General features: G+C 54.1%; 18 protein-coding genes and 2 tRNA genes. 19 read left to right on the top strand and 1 reads right to left on the bottom strand.

Annotated features, from left to right (window positions below):
* The first annotated feature begins 82 nt into the window (after positions 1 to 82).
* From spoVT to JOD24_RS10285, 8 genes are all read left to right on the top strand, one after another.
* A complete protein-coding gene (spoVT, locus tag JOD24_RS10250) occupies positions 83 to 625 on the top strand; it encodes a stage V sporulation protein T (RefSeq protein ID WP_380166402.1) in 543 nt (180 codons plus the stop codon).
* A gap of 200 nt (positions 626 to 825) precedes the next feature.
* Positions 826 to 2,448: a putative polysaccharide biosynthesis protein gene (locus JOD24_RS10255; RefSeq protein WP_380166400.1), complete on the top strand. Its 1,623-nt coding sequence runs from the start codon at positions 826 to 828 to the stop codon at positions 2,446 to 2,448.
* 17 nt (positions 2,449 to 2,465) lie between these two features.
* Positions 2,466 to 3,932, top strand: a complete 1,467-nt coding sequence (yabN, locus tag JOD24_RS10260) for a bifunctional methyltransferase/pyrophosphohydrolase YabN (RefSeq protein WP_429246874.1) — start codon at positions 2,466 to 2,468, stop codon at positions 3,930 to 3,932.
* A gap of 78 nt (positions 3,933 to 4,010) precedes the next feature.
* The gene (locus tag JOD24_RS10265; protein ID WP_380166396.1) at positions 4,011 to 4,283 is read left to right on the top strand and encodes an HU family DNA-binding protein; all 273 of its coding nucleotides are present in this window, start codon (positions 4,011 to 4,013) and stop codon (positions 4,281 to 4,283) included.
* A 1-nt stretch (position 4,284) separates the two neighbouring features.
* Positions 4,285 to 4,563, top strand: a complete 279-nt coding sequence (locus tag JOD24_RS10270) for an RNA-binding S4 domain-containing protein (protein WP_380166394.1) — start codon at positions 4,285 to 4,287, stop codon at positions 4,561 to 4,563.
* A 62-nt stretch (positions 4,564 to 4,625) separates the two neighbouring features.
* Entirely contained in the window at positions 4,626 to 4,922 is a 297-nt protein-coding gene (yabP, locus tag JOD24_RS10275; protein WP_380166392.1) for a sporulation protein YabP, read from the top strand.
* Positions 4,922 to 5,506, top strand: coding sequence for a spore cortex biosynthesis protein YabQ (yabQ, locus tag JOD24_RS10280; protein WP_380166468.1), 585 nt, complete (start codon positions 4,922 to 4,924; stop codon positions 5,504 to 5,506). Before yabP ends, yabQ begins: the two co-directional genes overlap by 1 nt.
* A gap of 46 nt (positions 5,507 to 5,552) precedes the next feature.
* The gene (locus JOD24_RS10285) at positions 5,553 to 5,930 is read left to right on the top strand and encodes an FtsB family cell division protein (RefSeq protein WP_380166390.1); all 378 of its coding nucleotides are present in this window, start codon (positions 5,553 to 5,555) and stop codon (positions 5,928 to 5,930) included.
* Positions 5,931 to 5,986: 56 nt separating this feature from the next.
* Here JOD24_RS10285 and JOD24_RS10290 read toward each other — a convergent pair whose 3' ends face one another.
* Positions 5,987 to 7,327, bottom strand: a complete 1,341-nt coding sequence (locus JOD24_RS10290; RefSeq protein WP_429246875.1) for a TrkH family potassium uptake protein — start codon at positions 7,325 to 7,327, stop codon at positions 5,987 to 5,989.
* Between the two features lie 286 nt (positions 7,328 to 7,613).
* On the opposite strand from JOD24_RS10290, the gene JOD24_RS10295 reads away from it, so the two are divergent.
* The 11 genes from JOD24_RS10295 (at position 7,614) to hslO (ending at position 20,754) form a co-directional block, all read left to right on the top strand.
* The gene (locus JOD24_RS10295; protein ID WP_380166386.1) at positions 7,614 to 8,882 is read left to right on the top strand and encodes an exo-beta-N-acetylmuramidase NamZ family protein; all 1,269 of its coding nucleotides are present in this window, start codon (positions 7,614 to 7,616) and stop codon (positions 8,880 to 8,882) included.
* A gap of 40 nt (positions 8,883 to 8,922) precedes the next feature.
* A tRNA-Met gene (locus tag JOD24_RS10300) sits at positions 8,923 to 8,998 on the top strand.
* A gap of 77 nt (positions 8,999 to 9,075) precedes the next feature.
* Positions 9,076 to 9,152, top strand: a tRNA-Met gene (locus JOD24_RS10305).
* A 177-nt stretch (positions 9,153 to 9,329) separates the two neighbouring features.
* Positions 9,330 to 9,815, top strand: coding sequence for a DUF402 domain-containing protein (locus JOD24_RS10310; RefSeq protein ID WP_380166384.1), 486 nt, complete (start codon positions 9,330 to 9,332; stop codon positions 9,813 to 9,815).
* 454 nt (positions 9,816 to 10,269) lie between these two features.
* Positions 10,270 to 12,738 carry a stage II sporulation protein E gene (spoIIE, locus tag JOD24_RS10315; protein WP_380166382.1) on the top strand — a complete coding sequence of 823 codons (2,469 nt, stop codon included), beginning with the start codon at positions 10,270 to 10,272 and terminating at the stop codon, positions 12,736 to 12,738.
* A 179-nt stretch (positions 12,739 to 12,917) separates the two neighbouring features.
* A complete protein-coding gene (gene tilS / locus JOD24_RS10320) occupies positions 12,918 to 14,345 on the top strand; it encodes a tRNA lysidine(34) synthetase TilS (RefSeq protein ID WP_429246876.1) in 1,428 nt (475 codons plus the stop codon).
* A 48-nt stretch (positions 14,346 to 14,393) separates the two neighbouring features.
* A complete protein-coding gene (hpt, locus tag JOD24_RS10325; protein WP_380166378.1) occupies positions 14,394 to 14,933 on the top strand; it encodes a hypoxanthine phosphoribosyltransferase in 540 nt (179 codons plus the stop codon).
* Positions 14,934 to 15,083: 150 nt separating this feature from the next.
* Entirely contained in the window at positions 15,084 to 16,985 is a 1,902-nt protein-coding gene (gene ftsH / locus JOD24_RS10330) for an ATP-dependent zinc metalloprotease FtsH (RefSeq protein ID WP_380166376.1), read from the top strand.
* A gap of 304 nt (positions 16,986 to 17,289) precedes the next feature.
* A complete protein-coding gene (locus JOD24_RS10335; RefSeq protein WP_380166374.1) occupies positions 17,290 to 18,987 on the top strand; it encodes a formate--tetrahydrofolate ligase in 1,698 nt (565 codons plus the stop codon).
* Positions 18,988 to 19,041: 54 nt separating this feature from the next.
* Positions 19,042 to 19,809: a type III pantothenate kinase gene (locus JOD24_RS10340; protein WP_429246877.1), complete on the top strand. Its 768-nt coding sequence runs from the start codon at positions 19,042 to 19,044 to the stop codon at positions 19,807 to 19,809.
* 60 nt (positions 19,810 to 19,869) lie between these two features.
* Entirely contained in the window at positions 19,870 to 20,754 is an 885-nt protein-coding gene (gene hslO, locus JOD24_RS10345; RefSeq protein ID WP_429246878.1) for an Hsp33 family molecular chaperone HslO, read from the top strand.
* Positions 20,755 to 20,842 lie beyond the last annotated feature (88 nt).

A 20,842-nucleotide genomic window follows, 5' to 3' on the forward strand; every position in this document is an offset into this window, starting at 1 on the left:
ATGGGCGTATCCATCGGCAGAGCAGGAAAGAGACGCGGCCTGATTCGGAGCAAATTATCGTGAAAGTGAGGCAACCAGACCCATGAAGGCAACCGGCATCGTACGTCGGATCGACGATCTCGGACGGGTCGTGATTCCCAAGGAGATTCGCCGAACCCTTCGCATCCGTGAGGGAGACCCACTGGAAATTTTCGTCGATCGAGACGGTGAAGTGATTCTGAAGAAATATTCCCCGATCGGGGAGTTGGGGGACTTTGCCAAGGAATACGCAGAGGCTTTGTTTGAGAGCATTCAGCATATCACCTTGATTTGTGATCGGGACTCGGTGATTGCCGTCGCTGGAGCTTCCAAAAAAGAATATCTGGAAAAGCCCATTGGGGGTGTGGTGGAGACCTCTATGGATCAACGGAGGCCTCAACAGGAAACCACTCCCACGCGAGTGGAGTTGATCCAGGATTCGCCAGAGGAGTATGAATCCTACGTGATTGTTCCCATCAATGCAGGGGGAGACCCGATTGGTGCTGTGATTCTCCTGTCCAAAGAGGAAGGAAACAAGATGGGGGAGTTGGAATTGAAACTGGCCTCCACAGCCGCCTCCTTTCTGGGAAAGCAGATGGAGCAATAGTTCTGTGGAGAGGAAAATATCAATATGATCTGGGGCAGGCGGAATGCCTGCTTTTTTCCGCTTGGAGATGAATCGGACCTTCTGGATGTTGTATTATTTAAATGTGTTGAGAATGGTTGAGGGGTCAGATGAGGGCCCCTGGGTACCCCCTCGACCGATTTACCACCTTCTCAGAGGTAGAGTAGAGAAAGGGGGACATGATGGAGCAGGGGAAACAGTCTTTTATGAAAGGGGCTGCCATCTTGGCAGTCGCCGCTTTTATCACTAAGCTCCTCGGAGCCATCTATAAGATCCCTTATCAGAATATCACCGGCAATGAAGGGATGTTCGTCTATCAACAAGTGTATCCCCTGTACAGCACCTTGTTGACCGTGGCGACTGCCGGTTTTCCCATCGCGGTCTCCAAACTGGTGTCGGAACGACTGGCTTGGGGGGATGAAGAGGGAGCCCAGCGAATTTTTCGTGTCACTTCGGTGATTCTGAGCCTGTCAGGACTGGTTATGTTTTTTCTCCTGTATGGGGGCGCTCCGGTTGTGGCGGGGTGGATGGGCAGTCGGGAACTGCTCACCTTGCCGATTCAAGCTGTCTCTACCGCATTGTTAGTGGTTCCGATCATGTCGGTGATCCGGGGTTATTTTCAGGGACGTCATAATATGACCCCGACTGCTGTATCACAAGTGGTGGAGCAAGGGGTTCGAGTGGTAACCATCCTTACACTGGCCTGGTGGTTCACAGCGGAGGGTTACGGAGTGGTCTTTGCCGGTACTGGTGCAGTATTCGGAGCATTTACCGGTGCGGTGGCGGGACTGCTGGTGCTGTTGTTTTATTGGCATCGCAGCCGGAAGCGGATGGACAAGATCCCTTCCTCTCATTCCTCCGTTTCTCGGGAATCCCCAAGAAATCTGGTGCGGCGTCTGGTGGTGCTGTCTATCCCCATCTCCTTGGGTGCGTTAGTACTGCCCCTTTTCTCGCTGGCGGATTCTTTTACTGTCGCCAATTTATTGGAGGCGGGGGGGTGGAGCTCAACTCAAGCGGTGGAATGGAAGGGGATCTATGACCGGGGGCAACCTTTGATCCAGTTTGCCTCTTTTTTTGCCACGGCCCTGTCCTTGTCCATTGTGCCGGTGATCGCCGAAGCACATACTTTGCGAAACAAGAGAAAAATTGCCGATCGGTCGGCGTTGGCGCTCCGCTTGACCTTACTCATGGGTCTGCCCGCTTCTCTCGGACTTGCCTTAGTGGCTTATCCTACCAATGTGATGCTTTACAAGGACGGTGCCGGTTCGGAAGCATTGGCGATCCTGGCAATGACCACTCTCTTTTCTACGCTGACCATGACCTCCGCTGGCATCCTTCAGGGGATGGACCGGGTGGGGTTGCCCGCCTGTCACCTGGGTATCGGAATCGGAGTGAAGCTGGTGGGGAATGCACTGCTGATTCCAGCGTTGGATATCCGGGGAGCCGCCCTGGCTACGGTTCTGGGTTATGCCTCCGCCGCTCTACTCAACCTGTGGGCCATCCGCAGACGGGTCGGTTTCCTGTTCAGACTGGGATCGGCAAAGGTTCCGCTACTTTTGACCATGTTGGTTATGGGGATTGTGGTCTGGGGGGTGGTAGCGGGAATCGAGTGGTTGACGGCGGGGTGGAATCCCCGTTTGTCCATGACTGTGACTGCTCTGGCGGGTGTGCTAACAGGAGCGGCGGTATATGGAGTGGCGTTGCCTGGATTGGGCGTGGTTCGACGTCAGGACTTGGAGCGGGTTCCTAAAGTCGGCGGCAAATTGATTCCTTGGATGGAGAGGTTTCATTTACTGAAATCATAATCAGGGGGTGATCCGGGTTGGGAAAAATCACAGTGGTCGGTCTCGGGCCGGGAGATGAGGAAGGGCTTTCCCTAGGGGTATTTCGCTTGCTTAGCCAAGCGGAAGATCTATGGTTGCGAACGGGGAGGCACCCTGTCGTCTCCTGGCTGAAAAATGAGGGGATCTCCTACCGAACTTTTGATTCTGTCTATGAACAGCAGACGGATTTCCCTAGTGTTTATCGAGAGATTGCCGATCAGTTGTTTGCGAGAGCTCAAGAAGGGAATGTCGTTTATGCGGTCCCCGGCCACCCGATGGTGGCGGAAAAAACAGTGGAGATTCTCCGGCTGGAAGAGGAACAACATGGGGTTTCGGTGGAGGTGAAAGGGGGCGCCAGCTTTCTGGATGCCGCCTTCACCTGTGTCGGAGTGGACCCGGTGGAAGGCTTTCTCCTCCTGGATGGAACCGCCCTGGAAGCCAGTGCAATCCACCCCCGTGTGCATCAGCTGATCACCCAGGTTTACGATCGGAGGGTCGCCTCAGAGGTGAAACTGACACTGATGGAGGTTTATCCCGATGAGACGCCTGTGACGGTGGTGACAGCGGCGGGGGTGTCCGGGCAGGAGCATGTAGAGGAAATTCCTCTTTATCTTCTCGATCGGGAAGAACGGTTTGGCAATCTGAGTACGATTTATATCCCTCCCTCATCGGATCCGGATGTCCTGCACCGGCAATTCTCTACGCTCGTGGAGATTATTGCCTATCTCCGCTCTCCCGAGGGATGTCCTTGGGATCAGAAGCAGACCCATGAAAGTCTCCGGCCCTATCTGCTGGAAGAAGCTTATGAATTTCTGGAAGCCGTTGCTGCAGGGGACCCAGAGGGGATGGCGGATGAACTGGGGGATGTGTTACTGCAGGTCCTTCTTCACGCTCAGATCGCATCGGAAACCGGAGAGTTTGCGATTGGGGATGTGACAAAAAATCTGGCAGACAAAATGATTCGACGCCATCCTCATGTGTTCGGGGAGGAGTCAGCGGAAGATGAGACGGATGTAAAACAGAAATGGGAAGAGATCAAGGCCCAGGAACGAGGTGGGGAGGAACGATCCCTGTTGGAAGGAGTCCCAGAGGTTTTCCCGGCGCTGGAACGTGCCCTCAAGTTACAGAAAAAGGCGGCCAGAGTTGGCTTTGACTGGGATAGCGCAGCAGAGGTGGGGGAGAAGGTCGAGGAGGAACTGGCAGAGGTGTTAGCGGCGGCTCCCGGGGAACGGGAGGAGGAAGTGGGGGATCTCTTCTTCACAGTGGTCTCCCTGGCCCGATTCCTCCAAGTCGATCCGGAACAGGCTCTGCTGGAGGCCTGTCGCAAGTTTGTTCGCCGTTTCCATCATATCGAGGCCGAGGCCCGTCGCATGGGCCGTCCAGTGGAAGACTTTTCCCTGACGCAACTGGATGCCTGGTGGGAGCAGGCCAAAGAAGCAGAGGGGCGAGGACCGAGGAATATTTGAATGAATCGCGTATAGGGGCAGGAGTTTCACCTTTTTCCCAGAAAGTATAATCCACACTGGTCTGAAGGAGGATTCCAAATGAATAAAAATGATCTGATCCACAGCATTGCGCAAAAAAGTGGAATGACCAAAAAAGACGTGGAAGTCGTTGTTAACGGATTTTTAGAGGAAGTGACCGACGCCCTGGGTTCCGGGGAAAAAGTTCAGTTGATCGGCTTTGGCACCTTTGAAACCCGCAAGCGGTCCAGTCGCAGTGGCCGCAATCCCCAGACCGGAGCCGCCATCGAGATCCCTGAGTCCACTGTGCCGGCTTTTAAGGCGGGAACCCGGCTGAAGGAAGCGGTCAAATAACATGCGTCTGGATAAGTTTCTTAAAGTGTCTCGTTTAGTCAAGCGGCGGACCTTGGCCAAAGAAGTATGCGATCAGGGGCGGGTGGAAGTGAACGGAAAGCCAGCCAAAGCGGGAACGGTTCTGGTGGCGGGGGATGAGGTGGCTATCCGCTTCGGCCATCAGTCCCTTCGAGTACGAGTAGAATCCTTGAAAGAGACCACCCGGAAGTCGGAAGCAGATGAGTTGTATACGGTACTGGAGAGAGTTTCAGATAGTGGGGCCGGTCATACCGGTTCCTGAGCGGGAGCAGTTCTAATCCTTGTCCTCCGTCATACCATGTATCGTAAAGGGGGTACATGCCAATGGCGGAGGAATTGTATCTGTCTGGTACGGCCCATCACGAAGTGGTGCTGGTCGACCGGAACACCCTGGATGTGACTGGCGTTACAGGTGTGGATAGCTTCGATAGCGAGGAGTTCCTGCTACAGACGGAGTGCGGCTATCTCGGGATTCGGGGGACCAATCTCCATATCAAAAACCTGGACTTGGAACAGGGGAAAGTGACGATTGAAGGGGATTTTTATGAGATGAGCTACCTGGATGATGGACATCACCGGTCCGAACGGGGCAAAAGCTTGATGGGCAGGTTATTCCGGTGATGCTTCAAACCCAGTGGCTCACCCTCGGCCTCATGTTGGGGTCGGGCTGGCTGATGGGGTTCATGCTGGACTTGTACCGGGTCCTCTCCCGCCGGTTTCGGCTGGGAGGATGGGCCGTCTCTCTGGTGGATTTGCTCTACTGGGCCGTTTCGGCAGGACTCGTCTTTTCTCTTCTGATGTGGAGTAATTGGGGAGAACTCCGTTTTTATATCTTTGCCGCGATCCTCATCGGTTGGTTGGCCTACCACACTTGGTTTGAAAGTGCGGCCAGGCGTGGGATTGAATGGGGCGTCCATGCTGTGGAACAGATCCTCCGCTTTTTTCTGCGGTTGTTTCTGATGCTGGTATGGCGTCCGGTGGTTGCGGTAGGGGTTCTGCTGAAGAAATTGTTGGTCCTGGGATTCCGCGTGCTCCTATGGATCTTGCGGATTCCACTCTGGATACTCTCTCCCTTGGGTCGATGGTTGCAACCGATCGTAGCCCCTTGGGCCCGCCGATTGGAACCGATTTTTCGGCCTGTTGTCCAATTTTCCCGCACGATCCAGGGGTGGTTTTCGGGAAAAGGTAAGGATGATGAGGAGTAGCTGACCTCTACTGATATCGTGCGGTATAGAAAAGGGATGGATTCAGATGAATTACAGAGGGTCAAAGGAGAATGTGGTTTCTCTCCACTCCACCCCATCTGCTCCGTCGACTCCCCCCTCTTCCTCCCGGCGCCCTCCTCTACCGCGCCGAGTTCGCCTGCGTCGGCGAATCTGGCTGGTCTTGATGCTCATTTTCTTCCTGTGGAGTGGAAGCGAATGGATCATTCAGACTCAGGCGGTTCACTCGAAGGAGGCGGCCTTGGCGGAGAAAAGGCGGGAGCTGGATTCATTAGAGAAGGAGCGGAAGGGGTTGAAGCAGGAGATCCGCCGGCTTCAGGATGAGGACTATCTGTTCGAGCTGGCGCGAAAGATGGGGTATGGCAAGCCGGGTGAGGAAATACTGGATGTGTCGGATCTCCAATAAATGTACAAGCTGTCTGCTCTGATGCAGATGGCTTGTTTTCGGTTATCAGACCTTCTTTAATGGCCGATGATCAGATGTTCCCGGGGGTAGCGGTAGGGGTCCGGTGGGGTCTTGCCCCGAAACAGGAACAGGATGGGCAGGATGCCGATCCGGCCTACGAACATCAACACCATGAGAATTCCTTTGGTGAGGGGAGACAGTTCCGCAGAGATTCCCAGAGAAGCACCAGTGGTACCAAAAGCGGAATTGACTTCAAAGATGATGCTATTCAGGGATTGTTGCGGTTGCAGAGCGGTCACGGCGATGGTGGCCAGCCCGACCAAGAGGATGCCGATGGAAAAGATGATGGCAGCTTTGCGGATATCTTTGTCCATCAATTCCCGATGAAAAATCCGGATATGGTGCTGGCCCCGAGCGTATCCGATAATGGCCAGAATCACCACGGCTAAGGTGGTGGTCCGGATTCCGCCACCGACGCTAGAGGGACTGGCACCGATAAACATCAGAAGAGAGAGGAAGAGTTGGGATGAGACTGTAAAATCATTCAGGTCGAGGATGGTCAACCCACAACTTCGCATCGTGACAGAGAAGAAAAGGGAGTTCCAAAAAGCTTGTCCCCACCCTTGGCCAGCATACAGGTGTTGCCCCTCCAGCAACCACAACCCAACCATTCCCAGGAGGAGCAAACCGATATAAGTGGTAACCGTGATTTTGGTAAACAGGGAGAAATGGAAATTTCGGCGGCTCCGGGAGGCAAACCACTCCTTCAGTTCGATTAGAACAGGGAAGCCGATTCCGCCAGCCACGATCAACCCCATGTTCAGAGCAAGGAAAAAACCATCATTTCGGAATCCCATCAGGGAATCTCCGAAGATATCCAAACCCGCATTGGTATATGCAGACAGCGAACTGAATGCACCATAAGCGATGGCATTCCATCCGTAGCCATACACCAAGTGAAGGTAGATCCCCATAAGTACTGCACCCAGGGCCTCGATCGCCAGGGAGATGATCAGGATATCCCGCATCAATCGAACCAAACCGGCCAGGTCGGAACGGTTTTGGTCCAGCATGATCATCCGCCGCCGCTGGATTCCGATTCTCTGTCCTGTAGCCATCCACAAAAAGGTGCCCACGGTCATGAATCCGACGCCGCCGAACTGGATCATAGCCATAATCAGAATGATGCCTGTCGGGCTGAAGGTATCTGCCGTATTCGCCACCGTCAGGCCGGTCACGCTGATGGCACTCACCGCAGTGAACAGGGAGTCCAGATAACTCAACTCCACTCCCGGCTGGTGGGAGATGGGAAGCCAGAGAAGAAAACTGGACAGGATGGATGCAGAAAAATAAATCAGGATCAAGAGCTGAACAGGTGTCAGCTTTTTCAATTGCATAAGTGACCTACCCCACTCTCAGCCAAAACTAATGTTCATTTTACAATACAGAATTCGGTTTGCAAGAGAGGAAGAGGGATTTTCTTCCCTTCGAAGAAGGAGAATAGGGAAGCGAAAAACCAATCCGGGGGAATGGCGTAGGGAATCCGTACCCATAGGGGCACAGGGGGGATCACATGGAACGTCTGTATCCTGACCGGTCCGGCCTCAGATCCGGGCTTTCGGATGAGCGGGTGACAGCGAAAAAAGAGTCGATGGGACTCCTGGAGGAAAGGGGCGAATGTAGATGTGGAAGAGTGGGTTGTGCACAGGTTTGGCTTTTATCCTCATCTTCGGATTGATCGGCTCCCAGGCCGACGGGAAAAAGGCAAAGCCTCAGCGGGTGAAGACGGGATTGGAGATTCTCTTGCAACATCCGGAACGTCTCAAAGGAAAAAAGGTAGGCCTGATCACCAATCCGACAGGCGTGACCTCGGATTATCGCCACGGCCTAGATGCGATGCTGGATGCGGGGATCCAGGTGGTGAAAGTGTATGGGCCGGAGCATGGGGTTCGGGGCACGGAACAGGCCGGAGACACTCCAGGAACTGAGGAAGACCCTCGGACCGGATTACCCTTTGTCAACCTTTACGGAAAAAAGCCGGAGGAGATGGTTCCCCTTTTTGACGGAGTGGATGTGCTGGTTTTTGATATCCAGGATGTGGGCACCCGTTTTTATACCTATATATACACTCTGGCCTACACCATGGAAGCGGCGGCCCAGGCGGACAAGACCTTGATCGTCCTGGATCGGCCCAATCCCCTTGGGGGCATGAAAGTGGAGGGGCCGGTGTTGAAACCGGAGTACAGCTCCTTTGTCGGTCTGTACCCGATTGCCCAGCGGCACGGAATGACCGTCGGGGAGCTCGCTCGCTTGTTTCACGGGGAGTTTCTAACGGATTCGGGTGATCTCCAAGTGATTCCGATGAAAGGTTGGAAGCGATCGGATCGATTTGAGGATACAGGCCTCCCCTGGGTTCTACCTTCTCCCAACATGCCCACCCTAGAGTCGGCACAGGTCTATCCCGGCACCGGAATGATCGAAGGGACCAACTTGTCCGAGGGGAGAGGCACGACCCGTCCCTTTGAACTGGTGGGAGCCCCTTATATCAAAGGATGGGAACTGGCTGAGGCCCTCAACCAGACCGGCTTGCCCGGTGTCTCCTTTCGGGAAGCCTATTTCAATCCCACTTTCTCTAAATACAAAGGGGAGACCGTAGGTGGGGTTCAGGTGCATGTAGAGGATCCCGATGTTTTTTCCCCGGTATGGACGGGATTGACGATCATTCAGGAGACCCGGCGATTGTATCCGGATCACTTTCAGTGGCGGAGTGACCACTGGATCGACAAACTGACCGGTTCGGATCGGGTGCGCAAACAGATCGACGCAGGGGTCCCAGCTAAAAAAATCGTAGCAGGCTGGAAGAAGGAGCTGAAAGAATTCCGGCAATTGCGTTCCCGATACCTTATCTATCCTCCCCCAGCAGAAAAAAAACTCTCTAAAAACTCCCCTTGACATCACCGCCGCCCGTTAGTATAATAAAATTTGTGATTGACGCGGGGTGGAGCAGCCGGTAGCTCGTCGGGCTCATAACCCGAAGGTCGCAGGTTCAAGTCCTGCCCCCGCAACCAACTGAAAAAATGAGGGTGAGGGGTTCGGGTTCCTTTGGGAACAACCCCCGAAATCCGGATTCCTCCCCTATTGACGTGGCGGCGTAGCTCAACTGGCTAGAGCGTACGGTTCATACCCGTGAGGTTGGGGGTTCGAGACCCTCCGCCGCTACCAGACGAAGGCGAGGTTCAGGCCCTTGATCGGAGGAAAAGGGGGCATTGATTCGCCTTTTTTCTTTTTCTTCAGGAGTCCGGGGTACATCCGACTCCGCGGTACTGCCCGCCAAACCCTTGGGGAATCCTAAGACGGACCCGGGCATTCGGGAGTATCCGGGTATGTAGGAGTGGTATTGTGGATGTTACCATAAAAAAAATCAAATTTACGACGATCAACAAATCGTATACGGAAAAGGTGCGGGATTGGCAAGGGAGGCACTGCTTTGCTACCCAGTATCCCAATCCTGACGGCAAGCGGATCTTTCTGACCTATTATTTTGTGAAGAAAGGCTACACCATCTCCAAAGTGTTCCACCGTTCCGGGGAATTTCTCTATTACTACTGTGATGTGATGGAAATGCGGCAGGTGGGTCGGTTGCGCTATGTGATGGTGGACCTTCTACTCGATTTACTCGTCTACCCCGATGGAAGGTATCATTTGATCGATGTGGATGAATTTGCGACTGCCATTGAGAAGGGACAATTAAAAAGGAAGCAGCAGGTCCATTCCCTGCGGACCTTGGACAAAATGATCCGCCTGCAGACCAAGCGCTCCTTTATTCCGAAATATCTCCATGAGGCCCGGATGTTTCCGCTGCCGGAGTCCCCGAAGGGAAAGTGAGGGGCCCTAGGTTGTCTGGAGGAAGGCCGGATCCGGAGGTGGGGAATTCAGGATCCAGCCCCTGGGTTGTGATGGGAAGCCGCCTTGGATGCCCCCTGGTCAAGCTGACCGGGGGGCTTTTTTTGTCTCCTCCCGGTGTCGCAGGAGGGATTCTTTTTGGAAGTTTTGTCGATTTCCTCGGATCTTCGCCTGCCCTCGACAGAAACAGGCAATGAAAGAGAGCGGTAAATCGACATCGAAATAAGAACGTACGGTCCCCTTTGAAGGAGTGAAAACGAGCTTTTTCTTAATAAGGGAAACAGGTGAATTTCCATCCCGAAAAAATGTCGGAAACTTTTTTCTCAGGTTCAGCAATTGTGACAAACTTATCTGGAAACCCTCGCTATAATGGGTTCCACACGTTCCGGACAAGCCAACCAACCGGACGCTGAACCGACGAAGGGATGGATGAAATATGCAGATGTTGACCGCCGGATTGGGAACTTATCTTTCCCGTACTCTGCAAAAGCTGGTTTTGGATCGAACCGAGCTTCGGACCTGGCAGAGCAGGCTCCTGAACACTTGGAATCTGCCGGTCATCGTGATGGGATTTCTTCTGGGACGGGCGATGATTCTGGATACGATCTCGCCCTTCGCTTTGGCTTATATGGGAGTCGTGATTCATCTGACACGGCGTCAATGGCCGCTTTCCATGATTGCCCTCATCCTTGGTGCTTCCACTCTGGGGACGGGACAGGGGGCCTGGATTGCAGGGGTGTCGATCTGGTTTCTAGTCATGCAAAAGGTGTTTCACCTGATGGGAAAGGGACACCTCAACTTCGCTCCTTTCGTGGTATTGACCACCGCCGCCGGGGCCCACCTCCTCCGCCTCTATCTGGAAGGATGGACCTCGTACACCGGGATGTTGGCGGGAGTGGATGTCCTGCTCTCCTTCATCCTGACGTTTATCTTTGTCCAGTCCTTGCCTTTATTCACCCTGCGTAAAAAGAAATTCTCCCTCCGCCATGAGGAGATCGTCTGCCTCATGATCCTGGCGGGGTCGGTGATCACCGGGATGCTAGGGTGGAAGGTGGCAGATCTGTCTGTGGTTCATGTGGTGTCCCGGTATCTGATCATGATGCTAGCCTGGGTGGGCGGTGGGATGCTGGGAGCCTCGGTGGGGGTTGTCACCGGCATGATTCTCAGTTTGGCGGATCCCAAGGCCATGGCGCAGATCAGTTTGTTAGCCTTTGCCGGACTACTGGCGGGCTTGTTCAAAGAGATGAGGCGGTGGGGGGTGGCGATCGGGTTTGTCTTGGGTACTTTAGTCCTCACGCTCTATGGGGGAGGTACCCAGGATATCTGGATCTCCCTGCAGGAGACGGTCTTGGCGATGCTCCTCTTTCTCCTCACTCCCAAGGCAGTGGTGGATCTCATCGCCCGTCTGGTCCCGGGCACCTCGGAAAACGAATCGGTCCGCCAGGAGTATACCCGGCGACTGCGTGATGTGACTGCAGCCAAAGTGGAGCAATTTACCGAGTTGTTCAGCGAAATGGCTCGCAGCTTCCAGGAAGATGCCACAGGGAGCCTAAATGATGATGAACAACATATGAACCGGTTTATCGATGACGTGATGGATCGCTCCTGCCGCAGCTGCCATCTGTATCGACAATGCTGGGAGAAGAAGTTTGTCTCCACCTACAACGGGATGACGGATCTGATGGCTATGGTGGAGATGAACGGCCCAGAGAAGGCACTGCGTGCCCCCCGAGCCTGGTCTGAGCATTGTGTCAAGGCTGATAAGGTACTCCAGCTGATCCGGGAAGGCTATGGCACCTATGAGCAAGAGATGTTGTGGCGGGACAAACTGAAAGAGACGCGTCGCATCGTCTCGGAACAGTTGGAAGGGGTTTCTGAGGTGATGGAAGGGTTGGCGGCGGAGATCCGAAACGAAACCCATGTGATGGCTGCCCAGGAGGAGCAGATTCACCAGGCGTTGGAGGATCTGGGCTTATCCATTCAGCGGGTAGAAGTGATCAATCTGGAAGAAGGAAAGGTGGAAATCGAGGTTGCCCTACCTCACACCGATGCTCTGGATGAGTGCCGAAAGCTAGTGGCGCCGCTGGTGACGGAAATTGTGGGTGAACCGATCACTGTGCAACGCAAAGTGGTTCAGGGACGTTCCGCAGGAGCGGTCGTCACGCTAGGTTCTGCCCAACGCTTCGAGATGAAGACCGGGGTAGCTGGGGCGGCCAAGGGGGGACATTGGCTGTCGGGTGACAGCTATTGTTACATGAATGTGGGAACCGGGAAATACGCCGTCGCCATCAGTGACGGAATGGGAAACGGAACCCGGGCCCAGCAAGAGTCCAGCGCAGCTCTGCAACTGTTGCGAAAGCTACTCCAATCGGGGATGAAGGAAGATAAGGCTGTGGAGACGATCAATTCCATTTTGAGTTTGCGATCTACAGACGAGATGTTCGCTACCATCGATCTGGCCATGGTCGATCTCAATTCAGCAGGCTCCCGCTTTCTCAAAATCGGATCCACCCCTGGCTTTGTCAAACGGGGGAACGAGGTGATGATGGTCGCCGCTGGAAATCTGCCGCTGGGGATTTTGAACGATATCGATGTGGAGCCAGTAGAGTTTCAGCTGCAACCAGGGGATCTGGTGGTGATGATGACCGACGGCATTTATGATGCTCCTCGGCATGCATCCAACAAGGAGGCATGCATGAAGCGATTGATCGCCGATATCAAAACCAAGGATCCGCAGGGGTTTGCCGATTGCTTGTTGGAGCAAGTGATCCGGCATCATGATGGAGAGATCGAAGATGACATGACCGTGGTCGTGTCCAAGGTGGAAACCTATGTGCCCGAATGGGCCACAATTCGCATTCCGGGAGTGAACCGGGTGGAGCGGGAACCTGTGGCGGGTTTGTGACGGATGTTGCAAAAAAAGCTTTACGGAATTGATTCCGCTTTTACAAATAGGCTACAATGGGCCTCAGGTAGGATTTTTTGAAAGTGGGTTGAACAGGGATATGACCCGGGGAAGACGGTTCCCCGGGATTTCTACTGAATATGTGTTACTGGAGTCGTAAAAATAGCGGGAGGATCACAATGCTGGAGCAGATGAAGAAGACCATCCTGACCCATCACATGCTTCCCGAGGGGAGCTCGGTATTGGTGGGAGTATCTGGCGGACCGGACTCCACCGCGCTTCTGCACGCCCTCTCCCAGATGGCTCCTTCCCACCGTTGGAAAGTGGCGGCGGTTCATGTGAATCATGGCTTGCGGGGGGAAAACAGTCTGGGGGATGAGAAGTATGTTCGAACCTGCTGTGAAGAGTGGAAGATCCCCTGTTACGTTGAATCGGTGCCAGTCCGACAAGTCCTCGCGCAAACTGGTGGTAACAAACAGGCGGTAGCCCGGAGTCTCCGTTACGACGCCTTCCACCGAGTGGCCGAGAAGATCGGTGCGGAGTATTTGGCTCTGGCCCATCAAGCGGATGATCAAGTGGAAACGATGCTGATGCGACTGATCCGGGGAACCGGACCGGCAGGTTTGGCCGGGATCCCGTCTACCCGGGAGTGGCGGGGGCTCCGGATCCTCCGTCCCCTGTTGGAAGTCTGGCGTTCCGATGTGGAAGCTTATTGTACGCGGTACGGACTCACCCCGCGTTTTGATGAAAGCAACCGAGATCTCCGCCACACCCGGAATCGCATCCGGCACCACCTTCTCCCTGAACTGGAAACTTACAATCCCCGAGTCAAAGAAGTGCTTTTCCGCTTGGCGGACCTAGCGGCGGATGAAGAGGAGCACTGGACTCGATTGCTGGAAAAAAAAGCGCAGTCTGTCATCACCGATCACGGGCCAGATGGGGTTGAGGTGGATATTCCGCAATTTCTGGAACTGGGAGTCGCTTTACAAAGAAGGGTGATTAAACTAATATTAAATTGTCTTGTAGAAGATGATGAAAATGAAACAGTCACCCTTGACGGAGTGGAAAGAATTCGGAAACTGGCCCTGTCTTCGGATCCTTCGGGAGAAACTGCCCTTTCCAAAGATGTCCGGGCGCAGCGGAACTATCAACGGCTCCGGATTTTGAAGACAGCGTCGTTCACTCGGGATGAAGCGGGGGAACAAGAGCTTCCCGCCCCACTTCCGATTCCGGGGGAGGTACGCTATCCCGCCGGTCGAATCCGGGTTTGGACCGACTCCCAGCCCCCTTTTTCACCGACGAAAGATCGCGCTGTTTTCGACCTCGATCTACTGGAACAAGCCCCAGTCGTCCGTCCGCGGCGACCTGGGGACCGAGTTCAACCCCTGGGCATGAAAGGGACAAAAAAAGTGAAGGACGCCCTGATCGATGCCAAAGTCCCCCGCCGTCTCCGCGACGAAATTCCCTTGCTCACCTGTGGGGCCGAAGTGATCTGGGTTCCCGGTGTAGTCCGTTCTGGACATGGGAGAGTAACAGAAGAAACTCGTCGTTTTCTGTGTCTGGAGTGGCAGTGGGCCAGTCCTGCTCCAGATCAGAGGGAGCCTTGATGCAAAGGTGAAAAACGGTATACATACTTTTGTTTCCGGGAGGTTTCCATGCACGAAGACATCCGAGATGTACTGTTGTCCGAATCTGAAATCCAGGAAAAAGTGAAAGAACTGGGCGCCCGACTGACCAAGGATTACAGCGGCTTAAACCCCCTCTGCATCTGTGTGCTGAAGGGGGCGGCTCCGTTTATGAGTGATTTGGTCCGGGCGATGGATACCGATCTGGAGATGGATTACATGGCGGTTTCCAGCTATGGGACCTCCACCTCTTCCTCTGGCGTCGTCCGGATTGTAAAGGATTTGGACACGACTGTGGAAGGGCGTCATGTCATCGTGGTGGAGGATATCATCGACAGTGGACTGACTCTGAGTTATTTGCTCGATCTGTTGCGCCGCAGGAATGTAGCTTCCGTCAAAGTGGTAACACTGTTGGATAAACCCGCACGGCGCACTGCCGAGCTAAAACCGGATTATTTCGGTTTTGCGGTCCCTGATGAATTTGTGGTGGGTTACGGCTTGGACTATGCAGAAAAATACCGGAATCTGCCTTATATCGGTGTGCTGAAAGAAAGTGTTTACAGCGATTAGAAGGGTACATTTCGACGCTAAATCTTTGCTGAGGAAACTTCCCGGTCTTTCCTGGCAATACTTTTTCATAACGCTCTCCGCGGGAAGTTGAGAACCCATAATCCAGTGTGGTAAAATAATGAAAGTGGTATTTCTGAGAGGAGGCCAAGGATGAAAACCATCTTCCGGAATTCCGGATTGTATATACTACTCATCCTTGTCACCGTCGGGATCGCAAACCTATTTTGGAACCCCGGTACGGAGACGGAAACGTTAACCTATACCAAGTACCAGCAAAAGCTGGAACAGGGCAAGATCTCAGAAGCGACCGTGCGCCCGGAAGGGGGCACCTACCATATTGAAGGGAAATACAGCAAAGGGGTCAACAAGACATTTACGACCAATGGTCCTTACGGAGAAGGCAGTACCGTTATTCAGGACCTGAAAAAGGCTGGCGTCAATACAACGGTCGAGAAGGCGAAGAGCGACTCCATCTGGCTTACGCTGTTCACTTCGATTATTCCCTTTGCCATCATGCTTCTTCTTTTCTTTGTTCTATTCAGCAATGCCCAGGGTGGCGGCAACCGGGTAATGAACTTCGGCAAGAGCAAAGCCAAGATGTACAACGAGGAGAAGAAGAAAGTCACCTTTGGAGACGTGGCTGGAGCCGATGAAGAGAAGACCGAGTTGGTGGAAGTGGTCGACTTCCTCAAGGACCCCCGCAAATTTGCCGCTGTGGGTGCCCGTATTCCCAAGGGAGTGCTGTTGGTAGGCCCTCCGGGAACAGGTAAAACTCTCTTGGCCCGGGCTGTGGCCGGTGAAGCCGGCGTTCCCTTCTTCAGCATCAGTGGTTCCGACTTCGTTGAAATGTTTGTCGGGGTAGGAGCCTCTCGCGTTCGCGACTTGTTTGAACAAGCGAAGAAAAATGCTCCTTGTATTATCTTTATCGATGAGATCGACGCCGTCGGACGCCAACGGGGTGCCGGACTGGGTGGCGGTCACGATGAGCGGGAGCAGACTTTGAACCAATTGCTGGTGGAGATGGATGGGTTTGGGGCCAACGAAGGAATTATTATGATGGCGGCCACCAACCGCCCGGATATCCTCGATCCGGCTCTCCTTCGTCCTGGACGCTTTGACCGTCAAATCACGGTCAATCGTCCGGATGTTAAGGGTCGTGAAGAAGTGCTCAAAGTTCATGCCCGGAACAAGCCTTTGTCTGATGATGTCAAGCTGAAAACCATCGCCCAACGCACTACTGGGTTTACCGGGGCTGATCTGGAAAACTTGCTCAACGAAGCAGCACTGCTGGCGGCTCGTCGTAGTAAGCGGAAAGTGACGATGGCCGAGGTGGATGAAGCAATCGACCGCGTGATCGCCGGACCGGAGAAGAAGAGCCGCCTGATCAGCGAGAAGGAAAAGAAGACGATCATTTACCACGAAGGCGGTCACGCCGTAGTGGGGTACTTCCTGGAGCACGCGGAGACAGTTCATAAAATCACCGTCGTCCCTCGGGGACAGGCAGGGGGATACGTGGTGATGTTGCCTAAGGAAGACCGGATGCTGTTGACCAAAAGTGAGTTGCTGGATCGGGTGACCGGTCTGTTGGGGGGGCGGGCGGCTGAAGAAGTGGTCTTCAACGAAGTGAGCACCGGCGCTTCCAATGACTTCGAAAAGGCGACCAGTATCGTGCGTAGCATGATCACCGAGTACGGGATGAGTGAACGATTGGCTCCGATGCAATTTGGGCGCAGTCAGGGTCAGGTCTTCCTGGGTCGGGACCTTGGTCATGAGCAGAATTATTCCGATGCCGTCGCCCACGAAATCGATATGGAAATGCAGGAAATGATCAGCAGTTGTTATCAGAAGGCGAAGGATATCCTGATTGAAAAACGGGATAAACTGGAACTGCTCGCTGAGACTCTCTACAAGAAAGAGACCTTGGATGCTGACGAGATCCGTCAATTGATGGACAACGGGAAGTTGGATCAACCCATCGACGTTCATATTCAGAGTCAGTCCGATGAGGAGAAGTCCGCAGACGAAAAGGATTCCGAGGATGAGCAGAAATAAATGATTTTACCCAGAGATGCCCCCACGGGGGCGTCTTTTTTATCCTGGAATATTGTCAGGGCAGGCGACCCGGTTGATCGACCCTATGGAAATGGATATGCTAAAATAGCCATGATGATCAGGGCAGGAGGGCCGTTGAAACCAGGGTGAATCGCAATGTTCCGGCAATCCGTTTTTCCATGTACAGGAAGAGGCAGAGGTTTAAACTGGCGCGGATATGGTGTAAAAGTGGCAGCATCCGTATAACCTATCTCAGAGAGCTACCGGCCAGCCGTTGAATCAGGAATGGGAGGAGCATGCTGAATTGGTGACCAAAAAAACGGAGAAGAAGATCCCCAGTGACATTGAAATCGCCCAAGAGGCAATGATGCAACCGATTGGAGAGATCGCTGCTCGCTTAGGGCTGGAGGAAGAGGACCTGGAGCTGTTCGGTAAGTACAAAGCCAAGATTTCCTCGGCAGTCTGGGACCGGATTCAATCTCGTCCTGACGGACGGTTGATCCTGGTTACCGCCATCAGTCCCACTCCTGCTGGGGAAGGGAAGTCCACCGTCACAGTCGGTCTCGGTCAGGGACTCAACCGGATTGGGAAAAAAGCCGCTGTCGCCCTGCGGGAACCCTCCCTTGGCCCCAGTATGGGGATTAAAGGGGGAGCTGCTGGCGGCGGGTACTCGCAAGTGTTGCCCATGGAGGAGATCAATCTTCACTTTACCGGGGATTTTCATGCGATTACCTCCGCTCATAACGCCATATCTGCGGTGATCGACAACCATCTTCATCAGGGGAATTCTCTGGGGATCGATCCTCGGCGCATTCTCTGGAAACGGGTGTTGGATCTGAACGACCGGGCTCTGCGCCATATTGTGGTAGGACTGGGAGGTAAAGCCCATGGGATGCCACGGGAGGACGGGTTTGACATCACTGTGGCTTCGGAGCTGATGGCTATCCTGTGCCTGGCTCGGGATCTGGAAGACCTGAAGGAACGGATCAGTCGGATTCTAGTCGCCTATCGTTGGGACGGTTCCCCGGTGACTGTAGCCGACCTGGGCGTGCAGGGAGCAGCGGCACTCCTTCTAAAAGATGCGATTCGTCCCAACCTGGTTCAGACATTGGAGAACACACCGGCATTTGTCCACGGAGGCCCATTCGCCAACATCGCTCATGGCTGTAACAGTCTGGTCGCTACTCGTCATGCCCTGAAACTCTCGGAGTACACCGTGACGGAGGCGGGATTCGGGGCGGACCTGGGGGCGGAGAAGTTTCTCCACATCAAAAGTCGCATCGGCGATCTCCAGCCGGATGTGGCCGTGATTGTAGCTACGGTCCGAGCTTTGAAAATGCATGGCGGAATGGCGAAGAAGGATCTGCAAACCCCAAATCTCGCTGCTTTACGCCAGGGGCTGCCCAACCTGGAACGCCACCTGGAGACGATGCGGAACTTCGGTCTGGCCCATGTGGTGGCGATCAACCGATTTCCCACGGATACGGAGGAAGAATTGGAATTGATCCGTCAATGGTGCGAAGAGCGAGGGGTGCCTGTCTCCCTAACGGAAGTCTGGGAGCACGGGGGTGCCGGCGGAGAGGACCTCGCCAAAAAAGTAGTTCAGTTGGCGGAGTCAGGTACCTCCCATCTGCAATTTCAATATGATCTGGACCAACCCATTCGGACCAAGATCGCGGCGATCGCTCGCCAGGTTTACGGAGCCGAGGGGGTGGAATACAGTCCCCAGGCGGAGAAACAGATGGAGGAGATTGAAGCCAATGGATGGGAGCAATTACCGATCTGTATGGCCAAGACCCAGTATTCCCTCTCTGATGACCCGGCGTTACTGGGGCGGCCGGAGCATTTCACTCTCCATGTGAGGGAGTTGCGCCCTTCTGTGGGAGCAGGTTTTCTAGTTGCGCTAACGGGGAATATGTTGACCATGCCGGGTCTGCCCAAACAACCTGCCGCCCTGGGTATGGACGTGGATGCTGCGGGAAGGGTATCGGGATTGTTTTGACAGGATCCGGGATGGACTCCTGTGACCTGGATCCCAAAAGCGGGGGACTGCTGAATGCTTCTGGCGATGGATGTCGGTAATACCAACATTGATTTTGGCATATACAGAGGGGATGAACTGCTCTATCATTGGCGAGTCCAAACGGATAAGCAGTCTACAGAAGATGAGTACGGCATGCGGCTGAAAAATTTGTTTGGGCATGTGGGGATCCGATTGGAGGAGATTGACGGGATCATTATCTGTTCTGTGGTCCCTCCTCTCACCCATGTCCTGAAATTGCTCACGCGAAAATATTTTCAGGTCCAGCCGTTGATTGTCGGGCCTGGGGTGAAGACGGGACTCAATATCCAGTATGAAAATCCCCGGGAGGTTGGCACCGACCGCATCGTCAACGCCGTTGCTGCCATCGGTCGGTTTGGGGCGCCAGTGATCGTGGTCGATTTCGGGACAGCGACCACGTTCTGCTTTATCGATGAGAGAGGACATTATGTCGGAGGGGCGATCACCCCTGGGATCACCATCTCTGCAGAGGCCTTGTATCAACGGGCTTCCCAGCTCACCCGGGTGGAAATCGTCCAACCTGAGAGCGTGATCGGACGGAACACCATCAAGGCGGTTCAAGCCGGCGTTTACTACGGCTATGTGGGGACCGTGGATGGGATTGTCACCCGGATGAAAGCCTTGATGAAGAAACCACCGACCGTGGTTGCCACCGGGGGACTGGCGGAGCTGATCTGTGCAGAGACCCGCACCATTGATGTAGTGGATCCCTTGCTTACACTGAAGGGATTGAAAATGATCTACGATCGGAATTCCAATTGAGGTGAACGGGACTCTGCATGGCGTGTTTTTTCACAGTCGACGGAAAGTGAGGATGTCAAAATGACCGCAGTACAGGATTACGCGATCCGGGGCACCGCATATCAGGGGTTTGTACGGGCTTTTGCCTGTGTGACCACCGACATGATGAATGAGATGCAAAAGCGTCATCAAACCTGGCCTATCGCCAGCGCCGCCTTGGGACGAACGGTGTCGGCGGGAGCGATGATGGGGATGGCGATGAAAAATGACTCCGACAAAATGACGATCCGAGTCCAAGGGGATGGCCCCTTAGGGCAGATCCTGGTCGATGTGGAGTCTGGGGGAAGGGTTCGGGGCTACGTGCAAAATCCGGTGGTGGATCTGCCTCACAATGCCCAGGGAAAGTTGAATGTGGGTGGGGGCGTGGGCCAAGGAACCCTGAGTGTGGTTCAAGATCTGGGTCTAAAGGAGCCCTATCAAGGGAGCGTCGACTTGGTCTCCGGAGAGCTGGGGGATGATTTCACCTATTACCTGACGGTCTCGGAACAGATTCCCTCCTCTGTGGGAGTGGGGGTCCTGGTGGCTCCCGATGGAGGGATCCTCCATTCCGGCGGCTTTATCGTTCAGCTGATGCCCGGTGCTGAAGAACAATTGATCGCAGACTTGGAACAACGGATCCAGCACATGCCTTCCGTCACGCAATTGATGGAAAAAGGAGACCGTCCCGAGGATCTTCTCTACCGAATCCTGGGGGACAGTCTGAAAATCAACGAACAGCAACCCCTCAGCTTCCACTGTCACTGCTCCCGAGAGCGGGTGGAAAATACCTTGCGCAGTCTGGGCAAGGATGAATTACAACAATTGATCGAGGAGCAGGGATCAGCGGAAGTGATCTGTCATTTTTGTAATGAAGTTTACCAGGTGCCCAAACCGGATCTGGAGAAATTGGTGCAAGAGGCCAATTGAAAAGTACGATGCAGTCCGATCCACATCCAGTGGACTCGGGCTGTTTTCTTTTTGGGGGCATGAGTGGGGCTGGGGAGGAAGAAAATAG

The organism is Kroppenstedtia sanguinis, from assembly GCF_050433445.1.
Lineage (GTDB): Bacteria > Bacillota > Bacilli > Thermoactinomycetales > DSM-45169 > Kroppenstedtia > Kroppenstedtia sanguinis.

What these genes read in the sequence shown, in the direction of transcription:
- spoVT (WP_380166402.1), top strand. Translation starts at nt 83, where the DNA reads ATGAAGGCAACCGGCATCGTACGTCGGATCGACGATCTCGGACGGGTC.
- JOD24_RS10255 (WP_380166400.1), top strand. Translation starts at nt 826, where the DNA reads ATGGAGCAGGGGAAACAGTCTTTTATGAAAGGGGCTGCCATCTTGGCA.
- JOD24_RS10265 (WP_380166396.1), top strand. Translation starts at nt 4,011, where the DNA reads ATGAATAAAAATGATCTGATCCACAGCATTGCGCAAAAAAGTGGAATG.
- JOD24_RS10270 (WP_380166394.1), top strand. Translation starts at nt 4,285, where the DNA reads ATGCGTCTGGATAAGTTTCTTAAAGTGTCTCGTTTAGTCAAGCGGCGG.
- yabP (WP_380166392.1), top strand. Translation starts at nt 4,626, where the DNA reads ATGGCGGAGGAATTGTATCTGTCTGGTACGGCCCATCACGAAGTGGTG.
- yabQ (WP_380166468.1), top strand. Translation starts at nt 4,922, where the DNA reads ATGCTTCAAACCCAGTGGCTCACCCTCGGCCTCATGTTGGGGTCGGGC.
- JOD24_RS10285 (WP_380166390.1), top strand. Translation starts at nt 5,553, where the DNA reads ATGAATTACAGAGGGTCAAAGGAGAATGTGGTTTCTCTCCACTCCACC.
- JOD24_RS10290 (WP_429246875.1), bottom strand. Translation starts at nt 7,327, where the DNA reads ATGCAATTGAAAAAGCTGACACCTGTTCAGCTCTTGATCCTGATTTAT.
- JOD24_RS10295 (WP_380166386.1), top strand. Translation starts at nt 7,614, where the DNA reads ATGTGGAAGAGTGGGTTGTGCACAGGTTTGGCTTTTATCCTCATCTTC.
- spoIIE (WP_380166382.1), top strand. Translation starts at nt 10,270, where the DNA reads ATGCAGATGTTGACCGCCGGATTGGGAACTTATCTTTCCCGTACTCTG.
- tilS (WP_429246876.1), top strand. Translation starts at nt 12,918, where the DNA reads ATGCTGGAGCAGATGAAGAAGACCATCCTGACCCATCACATGCTTCCC.
- hpt (WP_380166378.1), top strand. Translation starts at nt 14,394, where the DNA reads ATGCACGAAGACATCCGAGATGTACTGTTGTCCGAATCTGAAATCCAG.
- ftsH (WP_380166376.1), top strand. Translation starts at nt 15,084, where the DNA reads ATGAAAACCATCTTCCGGAATTCCGGATTGTATATACTACTCATCCTT.
- JOD24_RS10340 (WP_429246877.1), top strand. Translation starts at nt 19,042, where the DNA reads ATGCTTCTGGCGATGGATGTCGGTAATACCAACATTGATTTTGGCATA.
- hslO (WP_429246878.1), top strand. Translation starts at nt 19,870, where the DNA reads ATGACCGCAGTACAGGATTACGCGATCCGGGGCACCGCATATCAGGGG.